The 12,448-nt window shown below is 73.7% G+C and carries 10 protein-coding genes; 2 read left to right on the top strand and 8 right to left on the bottom strand.

Annotation, left to right across the window (positions count from 1 at the left end; all coding sequences use genetic code 11):
* Window positions 1–39: 39 nt before the first annotated feature.
* The 3 genes from AB0C69_RS25935 to AB0C69_RS25925 form a co-directional block, all read right to left on the bottom strand.
* Window positions 40–333: a hypothetical protein gene (locus AB0C69_RS25935; protein WP_345184605.1), complete on the bottom strand. Its 294-nt coding sequence runs from the start codon at window positions 331–333 to the stop codon at window positions 40–42.
* 67 nt (window positions 334–400) lie between these two features.
* Complete coding sequence (locus AB0C69_RS25930; protein ID WP_360357758.1) at window positions 401–1,564, bottom strand: LCP family protein; 1,164 nt, start codon at window positions 1,562–1,564, stop codon at window positions 401–403.
* Window positions 1,565–1,782: 218 nt separating this feature from the next.
* Window positions 1,783–5,367, bottom strand: coding sequence for an AAA family ATPase (locus AB0C69_RS25925; RefSeq protein ID WP_360357756.1), 3,585 nt, complete (start codon window positions 5,365–5,367; stop codon window positions 1,783–1,785).
* 204 nt (window positions 5,368–5,571) lie between these two features.
* Here AB0C69_RS25925 and AB0C69_RS25920 point away from each other — a divergent pair, with 204 nt between their 5' ends.
* Window positions 5,572–5,910 (top strand): STAS domain-containing protein, encoded by a 339-nt coding sequence (locus AB0C69_RS25920; RefSeq protein WP_345184612.1) that lies wholly within the window; start codon window positions 5,572–5,574, stop codon window positions 5,908–5,910.
* 31 nt (window positions 5,911–5,941) lie between these two features.
* Here the strand turns inward: AB0C69_RS25920 and AB0C69_RS25915 are convergent, their stop codons facing one another.
* The 5 genes from AB0C69_RS25915 to AB0C69_RS25895 form a co-directional block, all read right to left on the bottom strand.
* Entirely contained in the window at window positions 5,942–6,715 is a 774-nt protein-coding gene (locus AB0C69_RS25915) for an SGNH/GDSL hydrolase family protein (RefSeq protein WP_345184614.1), read from the bottom strand.
* 116 nt (window positions 6,716–6,831) lie between these two features.
* Window positions 6,832–7,446, bottom strand: a complete 615-nt coding sequence (locus tag AB0C69_RS25910; RefSeq protein ID WP_345184669.1) for an ATP/GTP-binding protein — start codon at window positions 7,444–7,446, stop codon at window positions 6,832–6,834.
* A gap of 34 nt (window positions 7,447–7,480) precedes the next feature.
* Window positions 7,481–7,936: a DUF742 domain-containing protein gene (locus AB0C69_RS25905; RefSeq protein WP_345184616.1), complete on the bottom strand. Its 456-nt coding sequence runs from the start codon at window positions 7,934–7,936 to the stop codon at window positions 7,481–7,483.
* A 30-nt stretch (window positions 7,937–7,966) separates the two neighbouring features.
* On the bottom strand, window positions 7,967–8,413 hold the full coding sequence (locus tag AB0C69_RS25900; RefSeq protein WP_179836164.1) for a roadblock/LC7 domain-containing protein: 447 nt from the start codon (window positions 8,411–8,413) through the stop codon (window positions 7,967–7,969).
* Window positions 8,410–11,652 (bottom strand): nitrate- and nitrite sensing domain-containing protein, encoded by a 3,243-nt coding sequence (locus AB0C69_RS25895; RefSeq protein WP_360357754.1) that lies wholly within the window; start codon window positions 11,650–11,652, stop codon window positions 8,410–8,412. The genes AB0C69_RS25900 and AB0C69_RS25895 overlap by 4 nt, the downstream gene beginning before the upstream one ends.
* Window positions 11,653–12,095: 443 nt before the next feature.
* Here AB0C69_RS25895 and AB0C69_RS25890 point away from each other — a divergent pair.
* The coding region (locus tag AB0C69_RS25890) for an ABC transporter substrate-binding protein (RefSeq protein WP_360357752.1) at window positions 12,096–12,448 on the top strand (353 nt) is incomplete at its 3' end.

Raw genomic sequence — 12,448 nt, 5'->3', positions numbered from 1 at the left:
GGGTGGCCTAAGAGAGATCAAGAGGGGACAAAGAGCAGGTCAGGTCCCCTTGGCGTGCCGGTGGAGATAGTCGATGTAGAAGGGCCGCAGGGCGTCGGCCATCTCGCCCTCCCCCGCGTGCGTGAACTCCTCCAGGAGCGACAGGCCGTGGAGGAGGTCGAACTCGGCGCGGCCGACCTCCCCCGTGGCCGCCGCGGCGGCCGGGATGGCTCGCAGCAGGTCCCACACGAAGCCGACGTCGCGCCGCTCCTTGGCGACGCCCACCGCTCGCTCGTACAGCTCCTTGGACGTCAGGTCGTCCAGATTCCCGCCGTCCGGCGTCTGTTCGGACATGATCCGACTCTATTCGAGCGTCCGGCCCGTCACCTCGCGCCGGGGGGCGAGGCTCCGGGCCGGGACGTCACTTCGTGATGACGCTCGGCGGGATCTCCTGGTCCTGCTTCAGCGCGCCGAAGAGCGTGGAGGCCCTGGACCTGTCCCAGGTGATGTAGGACCCGGCGGAGGCCGAGCTCCCCGCGCCCCCGATCGGGACGGTCGTCGTGACGCCGCCGCCGCCGCTGACGCCCTTCATCGCCCACATCATGCGGACCAGGTCGTACAGGTGGTCGCCGTCGTCCACCAGGAAGTTGCTGGTGGCGTTCATGGCCAGCGGGACGCTGCGGAACGGGTTGAGCATCGTGCCCGGACTCGTGGCCTTCTTCATCAGCGCGCCGAAGAACTGCCGCTGGTGCTCCACGCGTTCGAGGTCGGCGCGGGCGAAGGCGCGGGTCCGGACGTAGCCGAGCGCCTCGCCGCCGTCCAGCGTCTGGCATCCGGCCTTGAGGTTCAGCCCCGCCTTGCGGTCCTTGATGTTCTCCTTGACGCAGATGTCGACGCCGCCGACGGCGTCCACGACGCCCACGAAGCCGCCGAAGCCGATCTCGGCGTAGTGGTCGATGTGGAGCCCGGTGGCCTTCTCCACGGTCTGCACGAGCAGCTTGGGCCCGCCGAAGGCGAACGCCGCGTTCAGCTTGTTCGAGCCGTGCCCGGGGATCGGGAGGTAGGAGTCGCGCGGCAGGCTGATGAGGGACGTCCCCCCGGAGCCGTAGTGCAGCAGCATCATCGAGTCGGTGCGGCGCCCGGAGGCGAACCCGGTCGCGAGGCGCTTCTGGTCGTCCTTCGACAGGCCCTCGCGGCTGTCGGAGCCGACGATCAGCCAGTTCGTCCCCGGAGTGTCGGCGACCCGGCCCGCGTAGTCCACGAGGACCGACTCGCGCTTCAGCCGGGAGTCCAGGTAGAAGTAGCCGCCGACGACGACCACCAGGAGCACGGCGAGGAGGCCGCCGAGCACCCGCGGCCAGCGCCGCCGGCGCCGCCGCCGGTAGGGCCCGCCGCCGTGGGGGCCGCCCTGGTCGGCCCGTCCCCCGGCGAGCTGGTCGCCGGCGTACGGGTCGTCGTAGGGGTCCCCGTAGGTGTCCCGCCCGTAGGCGGCGTGGTGGTGCTCCGCGCGTGCGGAGTTCTCCCTGCTGCGCCCCACGGGGTCGCCCTCCTTGCGTGTCCGGCCCTGCGGCCAGCCGTCGGTCATGCCGTAGACCCTAGACAACCCGGGCGTGCCGCGCGTCCGTCCGGCGCATGATTGTCCACACCAACAAATCACCGCGCTCTGGGAGGAAAGAACCGGACACCGTCCCCCTTAAGGCGCATGCTGCCGCCGGCCGGTAGTACGCGCGCACGACGGCGCACGTGCGCACGACGGCCTTCTCCCGGCGGGAGCGCCCCGCCGGCCGTTCCGGCGCCGCCCGGCTAGATGTAGAGGCCGAACCCTCCCTCCTCCTCGCGGGGCGGGGCCTCGGGCAGGTCCTCGGGGCGCAGCAGCGCGACCTCGGCGGGGTCGATCTCGCCTGCCGCCGCGTCCTCCTTGGCGGTGATGCGCTGGGCCTGCCGGGAGATCGTCGCCTCCAGCAGGTTGCGGACGAGCCGGGCGTTGCCGAACGAGGAGCCGCGCGGCTGGGCCGCGACGAGGCGGCGGAGCCCCTCCAGGATGCCGGGGGCGAGCGCGAACCCGTCCTCCGCCGCCATGAACTCGAAGATCGTGACGAGTTCGTCGTCGGAGTAGTCGGGGAAGCGCAGCCGCTTCGGGAACCGCGACTTCAGCCCGGGGTTGGCGTCCAGGAAGCGCTCCATCTCGGCGTCGTAGCCGGCCACGATGACCACCAGGTCGCCGCGGTGCTCCTCCATCAGCCGCAGCAGCTCGGCGATCGCCTCGTGGCCGAAGTCGCGCCGGTCGCCGCCGCCGGACGCCAGCGTGTAGGCCTCGTCCACGAACAGCACGCCGCCGAGGGCGCGGCCGACCGCGTCCCGCACGCGCGGCGCGGTCTGCCCGATGAACTCGGCGACGAGGTCGGCGCGGCTGACCTCCACCAGGTGCCCGGACGACAGCAGGCCGAGCCGGGCGAACACGGCCGCGATGAGCCGCGCGATCGTCGTCTTGGCCGTGCCCGGGTTGCCGGAGAACACCATGTGCCGCGCCGGGGGCGCCGGCGACACCTTGGCGTCGCGCCGCAGCTGCTCGGCGCGGACCTCGGCGACCAGCGCCGCCACCTCCCGCTTGATGTCGGCCAGGCCGATCAGCCGCTCGACCTCCGCGAGCGGGTCGCCGGGAACGTCGTCGCGGCCGCGGGTGAGGGTGTCGGGGACGTCCTCCGGCAGGATCACGTCGAGCGACTCGTCCTCGTCGACGATCCCGTCGGCCAGGACGCGGCGCCCCTGCCCCGCGACGGCCCGTTCGAGCAGGTTCGTCATGATGCGGACGTTGCCCACCCCGCGCTCGCGCGGCGCCGCCTCGACGAGCGCGCGCACCTTGTCCAGGACGCCGGGGGCCAGCTCGAACCCCGAGTCGGCGGCCTTGGCGGTGAACACCTCCACCAGCTCCGCGTCGGTGAGGTCGGGGAAGCGGAGCGTGCGGGGGAAGGCGGCGGCGAGGTCGGGGTGGGCCTTCAGCAGCCCGTTCATCTCCGCCGCCGGGCCGGTCAGCACGACGACGAGGTCCTCGGTGTGCGCCTGGACGCTCGTCAGCAGCACGTCGAGCACCTCGCGGCCGCGCGCCGCGTCGGCCGCCGCCGACACGAGGGCGTGCGCGTCGCGGACGACCAGGACGCCGCCGTGGGCCTGCTCCACCGCCCTGCGGACGCGCAGGACGCTCTCGCTGGCGTACTCGCCGAGCAGGTCGGCGCGCTCCACCTCGACCGTGTGGCCGGACGACAGCACGCCGAGGTCGGCGTAGATCCGGCCGAGGATCCGCGCGACCTTGCCCTTGCCCGTGCCGGTGTTGCCGGTGAAGACCAGGTGCCGCAGCCGGGTCCGCGCCGTCATGCCCGCCTCGCGGCGCAGCCGGGCGGCCTTGGCCTCGGCGACGAGCGCGTCGACCTCCCGCTTGACGGGCTCGATGCCGACGCAGGCGGCCAGCTCGGCGAGCGGGTCGGACTCGGCGGGACGGCCGGCGATGAGCCGCTGCGGCAGGTCCGCGGCGGTGATCTCCAGGGGTCCGGCGCCCGTCCCGTCCTCCCGGGCCCGCCGGTCCGCCGCGGCGACGGCCTGGCCCGCCATGTGCTCCACCAGCCGGGCGCCGCGCAGGTTCAGCATCGGCGGGGTGCGGCGGAGCAGGGCGCCGGCGGCCGCGGCGACCTCCGCGCCGGCGCGCGCGCCGCGCCGGGCGGCGGCCAGGGCGAACAGCTCGGCGAAGTCGTCCTCGCCGAAGTCGCGGGTGCGGGCGACGTCGAACGCCCGGACCAGCGCGGGGTTGGCGTCGAAGAGCCGCCGGTCGCCGCCGGGGCGGCACAGGGCGACGACGTTGAGGGACGGCGAGCGCGCCATGAGGCGCCGCAGCTCCTCGGCCGCGGCGGCGCCGCACCGCTCGTGCGCGGCGAGCTTCTCCAGGTCGTCCACGACCAGGAGCATGCGGGCCTCCAGGCAGTCGCGGACGCGGGCCTGCAGCCACAGGACGGCGTCGCTCACGCCGAGCGAGGCGAAGACCTGGTCGGAGATCCACAGCGCCTCGCGGACGGCGCCGCCCTCGCCGAGGGCGGCCTCGACGATCTCGGCGGCGGTGCCCTTGCCGGTGCCCTCCGGGCCCGCGACGAGCAGCCGGACCGGACGCCGCCCGGCCAGCCGGTCCGCCACGGCGTCCTGCACCGCGCGCGAAAGCTCCGGCTGCCCGACCAGCGGCGGCCCGCCCTCCTCGGCGGGTTCGGCCCGCTCGGCGGGGTCGGCGGCGTCCCTCCGGCCGTCCTCGCCGGAGCCGAACTTCAGCGTGTTGAAGACCCGCCGGACGGTGAACAGCCGCCGCAGGTCGGCCTGGAACGGGCGCACCGGCACCCGGGAGCGCGGGATGACCGGCGCCTCCGGCAGGCCCTGCGTCGCGCCGGTGAACCGCACCGCCATGTCCAGCCAGGCGCGGGCCGCGTCCGCCTCGCCCGCGACCAGGCCGCGCGCGAGCCATGCCCGCACGTCGGACTGCCACGCCTCGGCGGCGAAGCCCTCGCGGGCGGCGCGGAACCGCTCCTCCACGTTCTCGTAGCGGGTGGTGCCCAGCACGACCGCCAGTTCGGCCGGGACGACCGCGGCGTCCGCCGCCAGCAGCAGGCGCGCCAGCGCGGTGTCGGGCTCTGCCGTGTCGGCCACGGCCCCGGCCAGCCTCTCGTGCGCGGCGTCCAGGCCCTCGCACACCCAGCCGAGGTAGCCCACCGGCCCGGCCAGCTCGGGCAGGACGGCCAGCTCCTCCTCGGTCAGGCCGGAGACCCAGACGTCCTCCAGCCGACGGTTGGGGACGGTCATGTCCGCCTCGCGCAGCGCGGGGTCGGCGGCGCGCCGGTCGAACAGGTCCATCAGCGTCCGCCGGCGCCGCTCCAGCGGCTCCAGGCCCTCGAAGACGTCCAGCCCGGCGCGCGCCAGCTCGAACATCACCGCGCGCCGCTCCCGGTCGTCCCCGGCCGGCTCGGGCAGCCACAGGCCCGGCGGGCGCCACCGCCCGCCCTGGCTGAACCACGCCAACGGGTCCCGCACGGCCGACTCGGGCGTCGCCAGGAACGCCGACAGCAGCTCGTAGTCGACGTCGCCCCGCGACCCGCCGCGCAGCGCCGACGCGCCCAGCAGGAACGTCAGAAGGGACCACTGCTCCGCCCCCGCCGCGCTGGTGCCGCTTCCGTAGAAATCGCTGAGCTGCCGCGTCAGCACGACGGCGCGCTGGTCGGTGTTGTAGGCGACCGCGCGCTCGCGCATCTCCTCGTACAGGCCGTCGGGCACGCGCCAGGGGCCGTAGGCGTACACGTCGAGGACCGGCTCCTCAGTGAGCAGCACTTCGAGATGGTCCGGCAGCCGGGGGGAACTCACCTGGGGTCGTCTCCTACGCAGCGGATCGTCGAGGCAATCACATCCGACAAGCACCTTACGGCGCGTCACGATCACGCACACCCCTGTTGCGGCGGGTTGGCAGGCGGCCCGGCGTCCGCGATAGTTGTCGAACGGAAAATATTTGCCGGGTGATTCCGGCCAAAGCAGCACACAAGAGGGGAACCCCCCGTGTCACCTTTGGAAGTGACCACACGGCCGGACGGCGGACGCGCCGTCCTCAGGCTGTGCGGAGAACTCGACGCCGCGGGCTCGCAGGAGCTGCGCGTCCACCTCGACGAGGCCCGCCGCGAGCACGGCGACCACCTCGTGCTGGACCTCACCGACCTCGAGTTCATGGACTCGGGCGGCCTCTCGGTCATCGTCGCCTGCTACAAGGCCGCCACCGCGGCGGGCGGCAGCCTCGTCCTCGCCGGCCCCCGGCCCATCGTCCGCCGCGCCCTGGAGATCACGGGGCTGCACCGGCGCATCCCCGTCAAGAGGACCCTCCAGGAGGCGCTGGCGGCCGAGCCCGACCGCGCCTAGGGACGGCGCGGCCCGGGCGGGCGGCCCCGCCCTAGAGCGGGAGGGGGGTGGGGCGCTTGGGGCCGCGGCCGTCGCCGGAGGAGCGGCCCGTGGCCCGGCGGCCGATCCACGGCAGCAGGTAGGTCCGGGCCCAGTGGACGTCCTGGCGCCTCATCGTGAGCCAGTCGGCGGGGTCGAGAGGCGGCCAGGGCTCGCGCCAGTCGCCCTCGACCGGGACCCCGACCACCCCGGCGACGTAGAGCGCCATGCGCCGGTGCCCCTCGGGCGACAGGTGCAGGCGGTCCTCGTACCAGGCGCGCGGGTCGTGGAAGACGCGCAGCGGCCACAGGTCCACCACCGAGCAGCCGCGGTGGTCGGCGATCGCGCGCAGGTGCATGTTGTAGGTGGCGGCCTTGCCCCGGATGCGGCCGCCCGAGCGCAGCCCGCGCGGGTCGAACCCGGTGAAGACCACGACGCGCGAGCCGGTGGCGCGCAGCCGCCGGACCGCGTCGTCGAACACGACGGCGGCCGCGTCGGGGTCCGCGCCCGGACGGATCATGTCGTTGCCGCCCGCGCACAGCGTCACCAGGTCGGGCGAGAGCCCGACGGCGATCGGCACCTGCTCGTCCACGATCTGCCGCACGAGCTTCCCGCGGACGGCCAGGTTGGCGTAGCGCAGGTCAGGGTTCAGCACGGCGATGTGCTCGGCGAGCCGGTCGGCCCAGCCGCGGAAGACGTCGGTCTCGCCCGGGTAGGGGTCGTTCATGCCCTCGGTGAAGCTGTCGCCGACGGCCACGAACGTTCCGATCTTCTCCACTTCGCTCATCGCAACCCCCAGAGCGGATTCATGCTCGATCACGACGAACAATCATGCATCGTGCACACGACCTACGCGACCGTAGCCCCCGGCCCGGACCGCGCCGCGCCCCCCGCGCGCGGCGTCTAGGTCCAGCTGGGGGACGTGGTGCCGAGCTGCCCGCCGGGGGCGCCCTGCGCGGGGGCGCCCGCGTGGGCTCCGGCGGCGTGCACCGTCATCGCGTGCTTGACCAGCGTGATCAGCACCTGCTTGGTGGACTCGCGGCTCCGCGCGTCGCACTGCACGATCGGCACGTGCGCGCTGATCGACAGGGCGTCGCGGATGTCCTCGACGGCGTACTGGAACTCGCCGTGGAACCCGTTGACCCCCACCACGAACGGCAGGCCGAGCTCCTCGAAGTAGTCCACCGCGGCGAAGCAGTCCTCCAGCCGGCGGGTGTCGACCAGCACGACGGCGCCGATCGCGCCGCGGACCAGGTCGTCCCACATGAACCAGAAGCGGTGCTGCCCGGGCGTGCCGAACAGGTAGAGGATCAGCTCGCTGTCCAGCGACACGCGGCCGAAGTCCATCGCGACCGTGGTGGTCGTCTTGTCCGGGACGGCCGACAGGTCGTCCACGTCGGCGCTGGCCGCCGTCATCACCGCCTCGGTGGTGAGCGGCATGATCTCCGAAACGGAGCCGACGAAGGTGGTCTTGCCGACGCCGAAGCCGCCACCGACGACGATCTTGACCGAGGTCAGCTCGGTCTCCCCGCCGTGCGGCCCCGGGACCTGGTCAGAGCTTCCGAAGGCCACTGAGCACCCTTTCTAGCAAGCGGAGGTCCGGCTGTCCGCCGGCGGTGGTGGGGGACTGCGACTGGTGCAGCCGCAGCAGCCCCTCGACGGCCATGTCGGCCACGAGGACGCGCGCGACCCCGAGCGGCAGGCGCAGCAGCGCGGACACCTCGGCGACCGAGCGGGCCGACCGGCACAGGTCCATGATCGCCCGGTACTCCGGGGTCAGCACGGCCACGTCCCGCGGCGGGTAGGGCGCCGCGGTGACCAGCGCCTCGATGGCCAGGTCGTAGCGCGGCCTGGTGCGCCCGCCGGTGACCGCGTACGGGCGCACGAGCGAGCTGCCGTCGTTGTCGTCGCGCTCGGGGGGCCTGCCCTGCACGGGAGCCCGCCCCTGGTCACCCGGCCAGCGGCCGCCGCCTCCGGGACCGCCCCCGAAGGGACTGCCTCGATCCATGTCGCCGACCTCCGTCAGAGTCAGTCACGGTCAATAGCGGGCGGGCCCGGCGCCCATCTCGGTCACGGAAGGCCCCGAGTACGGGGGCTGCTCCTGGGCGCGCAGGGCGGGAGTCAGCACCCGTCCCACCCGCTCCACCAGGAGCGTCATCTCGTAGGCCACCAGCCCGAGATCGCAGTCGGGCGCCGCCAGCACCGCGAACACCGACCCGTTCGTGATGGACATGACGAACAGCAGCCCGCGGTCCATCTCCACGACGGTCTGGTTGACTCCGCCGGCGTCGAAGATCTTCGCCGCACCCTGGGTCAGGCTCATCAGCCCCGAGGCGATCGCCGAGAGCTGGTCCGCCCGCTCGGGCGGGAAGCCCGCCGAGTAGGCCATCGGCAGCCCGTCCGAGGAGACCACGACGGCGTGCGCGACCTTCGCGACACGGTCCGCGAAGTTCGTCACCAACCAGTTGAGATCCTGCCCGCTCACCGGGTGCCTCCTGTCTCGCCGTCACCCTGGGACGGCGCTTCACCTGACGTGCCTGCGCCGCGTGCCTCATGGCGTCCGCGGTGGACGCCGCGCTGCAGGCTCGCAAAGCGGTTGCGTACGACGTCGGCCGACTGGCCGTGACCCTGCTGCTGTCCCTGCGGCTGCCCCGGCGCCTGGCCGACGACCGGCAGGCCCTGCGTCGGCGCCTGCGGTCCCTCCAGGCCGCCCCCTCCGGGCGCCGGGCGGCCCGGCGGGGCCGCCGGCGGCCGGGGCGCGTCCTGCGCTCCGCGGCCCACCGCACCGGGGATGCGGTTCTTGCCGGGCACCCGCTTGGGCAGTCCGACGGTGGTGCGGCTCGTCGCCACCGGCTCGCGGGCCGCCTCGGCGGCGCGGAAGCCCGCGTCCGCCGGGGACTCCCAGCCCTTGCCGAGGTCCTCGCCGGACCCGCCGCCCGTCCTGCGCTGGAACCACTCCGACTGCATCGCGTCGAAGATGGGCGAGCGCTCGGGCAGCCGCGGCGGGGCCTTCGGCTCCGGCTGTGCGGCCGCCGCGGCCCGCACGGCCGGCTGGGGAACGGGTGGCGGCTCGTGCACCGGGGCCTCCGGCACGTGGGGAGCGGACATGTGCGGGACGTCCGGAGCGGACATCGCCGGGACGTCCTCGGCGTACGGGGCGGGCGCCTGGCCGGGGTTCGGGCCGACCTGCTCCAGCGGCCCGGTCTCCCAGGGGATGTGCCGCCCGCCGCCGGACTCGGGCACCAGCGGCTGCGCCTCCGGGACGACCGGCTGGGGGCCCGTCCGCCCGCCCGGTGGGTAGGCGCCGTTGGCGGGGGCGTCCTCCACCTCCTGCGAGCGCTCGCCGCGCGGCTGGAAGAGCCCGTTCGAGGACCCTCCGTCGGAGGGGCGGCCCTGCAGGTGCGTGCCCGGCTCCCGGACCGGCAGCTCCCCCGGCCTGCGCGGCTGGCGCTCGCCGGTCCCGTAGGGGTCGCCCGCGGGGGCGCGCCGGTCCCGCGAGGGGCGCCGCTCGGCGGGCGGGACCGCGGGATGCGCGCCGGTGCCGTAGGGGTCGTGCACGCCCTGGGCCGGGATCGGACCGGTCTCGGTGATGCTCGGCTGCGGGCCGGTGGCGCCGCGCACGGGCCGCAGCGGTCCGGTGCCGCCGACCATGGGGTGCGCGCCCGTGCCGCCCGCCATGGGATGCGGTCCGGTGCCGCCGCCCATGGCGGCGGGGCCGTAGTCGTCCTGCCGGAACCCGCCCGCGGGCGGCTCGGCGGCGGTGGTGGTGGTGAGCGCGGCGAGCTGGCCGTGGGAGCCGGCCTCGCGGGGGGCGAGACCGGGGCGGCTGCCGATGCCGCCGGACTCGCCCGGCGTGACGACCGCGTCCGGCAGCACCACGAACGCGGTGAGGCCGCCGCCCTGGGCGGCCCGCAGCTCGACGCGGATCCCGTGCCGGACGGCCAGGCGGCCGACCACGAACAGGCCCATGCGGCGCGCCGCGGAGAAGTCGATGACGGGCGGGTTCGCCAGCCGCCAGTTGGCCTGCTCCAGTTCCTCGGGCGACATGCCGACGCCGTTGTCGGTGATCTGCAGCATGCAGCCGCCGCCGCTCAGCATCTGCCCCGAGACCGTCACCTTGGTGTTCTCGGACGAGAACACGGTGGCGTTCTCCACCAGCTCGGCCAGCAGGTGGACGAGGTCGTTGACGACCGGGCCGGCGACCGTCATGTCGCCCTGAACCCGCAGCGCCACGCGCTCGTACTGCTCGACCTCGGACAGCGACGCGCGGACGACGTCGATCAGCGGGACGGGCTGGTTCCACCGGCGCACCTGCTCCTGGCCGCCGAGGACGAGGAGGTTCTCGCAGTTGCGACGCATGCGGGTGGCGAGGTGGTCCAGCCGGAACAGGTTGCCGAGCTGCTCCTCGTCGCGCTCGCTCTGCTCCAGCTCCTCGATCAGCCGCAGCTGCCGCTCGATCAGGGACTGGCTGCGGCGGGAGAGGTTGACGAACATCGCGTTGATGTTGCCGCGCAGCACGGCCTCGTCGGCGGCGAGCCGGACCGCCTCGCGGTGGACCTCGTCGAACGCCCGCGCCACCTGGCCGATCTCGTCGGTGGAGTCGATCTCGATCGGCTTGACCTCGATGCCGCCCGCGGCGGCCTCGGGGTCGCGCAGCCGGTCGACCAGGCCGGGCAGCCGCGTGTTGGCCACGTCCAGCGCGCCGGACTGCAGCCGGCGCAGCGGACGCACCAGCGAGCGGGCCATCACGATCAGGGTCGCCAGGACGACCGCGAGGACGAGGAACAGCAGCACGCCGTCCCGGATCGCCGCCGTCTGCGCGCCGGACCGGGCGTCGTCCGCCTTGGCGGCGAGGTCGGCGGCGATGCTCTTCTCGACCGTCCGCAGCTTGTCGACCCGCGCGGTCGAGTCCGACGTCCACGACCGGGCCGTGCGGGCGCCGAGCCTGACCCGCAGTTGCCGGGAGGAGTCGGCGACGGCCAGCGTCTGCAGCCGGGTGACCTCCGCGCGGTCCAGCTCGGGACCGGTGACGGTGTCCTCGAACAGCCTCAGCTGGGCCGGCGTCGCCGAGCTCCGAAAGGCGTTGATGCTGGTGTCCATGTCCGCACGGGCGTCGTCGACCGCGGCGCGGTCGAGCGGCTCGAACCGCCCCTCCCAGAGCGCGGAGGCGAGCAGGGCCCGTTCGCGGGACGCGGCGTCCTTGGCGTTCGCCAGGTCGGCCAGCGCCAGCGCGCTCTGCGCGAGCTCGGCCGTGGGGGCGTCCTGGGAGACCAGGACATGGAAGGAGGTGAAGTCGTCGACGAACTCGGTGTACTTGTCGATGATCACCCCGGGTGCGAGGCGGACGGCCGCCGTGCGCAGCGCGGGCAGGTCGTCCACCCGGTTGAGGACGTTGCCGACCGCCAGCCGCAGGCCGGAGGAGTACGTCTCGACGTCCGCCGCGGCGGCGCGCACCTTGCGGGCGTCGGCGTCCACCGCCTCCTGCCGCGCGGCGAGGATGTCGGCGCCGCCGGTGCGCCCGCCTCCCGCCGCCCGTTCCGCCATCGCGTCGCGCTCGGCCTCCACGTCGTGCGCGAGCGCGGTCAGCTGGTTACCGAGCGTAGCCAGCTGGCCGGTCCGGCTGTAGGCCTCGGCGTTGTCCAACGACACCGAGACCCGGTAACCCGCGAAGAACGCGGCCACGATCGTGGGCACCGCGATGAGGGCGAACAGACGCGTGCGCACTCGCCAGTTGCGCAGCTTGTAACGCCCACCCTGGGAACTTCGCTTCGGGGCGTCGCCCCTGGCAGACGGGCCTGGCTGGGGGGATTGCGGGGCCATCTCGGCCCCTTCTGCTTTCCGCACTGCCCTCCGCTACCTCTCAATGGGGTCGATCGCTCGCGGCGTACAGTGGCCTGAACGGGATTCGGGTCGCATCGCTCACCCACGCCACTGCGGGCGAGCGCGAGATATTGCAACACAGAGCCACCATCATGGCCAACCCGAATGATCACACAAGTCTGGACTTGTGATGCAGAAGATGCCCATGTCACAGACTGTTATCTCATGTTCACATAATTGCACATAATCCTCGCATCTCACCCAAGCCAGGCCCACAGTGCGCTACGCTCCCGCCTCGTTTGAAAGATCAGGTTCAACGTGCTTCCCCCGCAAAATGGAGCCTTGCCATGCCTGCTTCCCACCGCCGTACAGCCGTCACCGGCGCGCTAGCGATCGCTCTGGCTCTCTCCGCCGCGGCCTGCGGCTCCTCGGAGAAGAAGTCGGCCAACGGTCTGGAGAAGTCCGAGATCACCCTCGGCAACATGACCGTCGCCGACACCGCGCCCGTCCAGCTCGCCATCTCCAAGGGACTGTTCAAGGCCGAGGGCCTGACTGTCAAGACCCAGGTCATCCCGGGTGGCGCCGCGGGCATCCCGCTCCTGAAGAGCGGCCGGCTGGACTTCAGCATCAGCAACTACGTCTCGCTGCTCACCGCCGGGGCCAAGGACCCGGGCTTCAAGCCCAAGATCGTCGTTGAGGG

This window comes from Actinomadura sp. NPDC048032 (genome assembly GCF_040653175.1).
Taxonomy (GTDB): domain Bacteria; phylum Actinomycetota; class Actinomycetes; order Streptosporangiales; family Streptosporangiaceae; genus Spirillospora; species Spirillospora verrucosospora.
The sequence above is the reverse complement of the archived record's forward strand: the minus strand, read 5'-3'. Positions and strand labels throughout refer to the sequence as shown.

Excerpts from the sequence above, each read along its gene's own strand:
- AB0C69_RS25935 (WP_345184605.1), bottom strand. The coding sequence starts at position 333 with ATGTCCGAACAGACGCCGGACGGCGGGAATCTGGACGACCTGACGTCC.
- AB0C69_RS25930 (WP_360357758.1), bottom strand. The coding sequence starts at position 1,564 with ATGACCGACGGCTGGCCGCAGGGCCGGACACGCAAGGAGGGCGACCCC.
- AB0C69_RS25915 (WP_345184614.1), bottom strand. The coding sequence starts at position 6,715 with ATGAGCGAAGTGGAGAAGATCGGAACGTTCGTGGCCGTCGGCGACAGC.
- AB0C69_RS25905 (WP_345184616.1), bottom strand. The coding sequence starts at position 7,936 with ATGGATCGAGGCAGTCCCTTCGGGGGCGGTCCCGGAGGCGGCGGCCGC.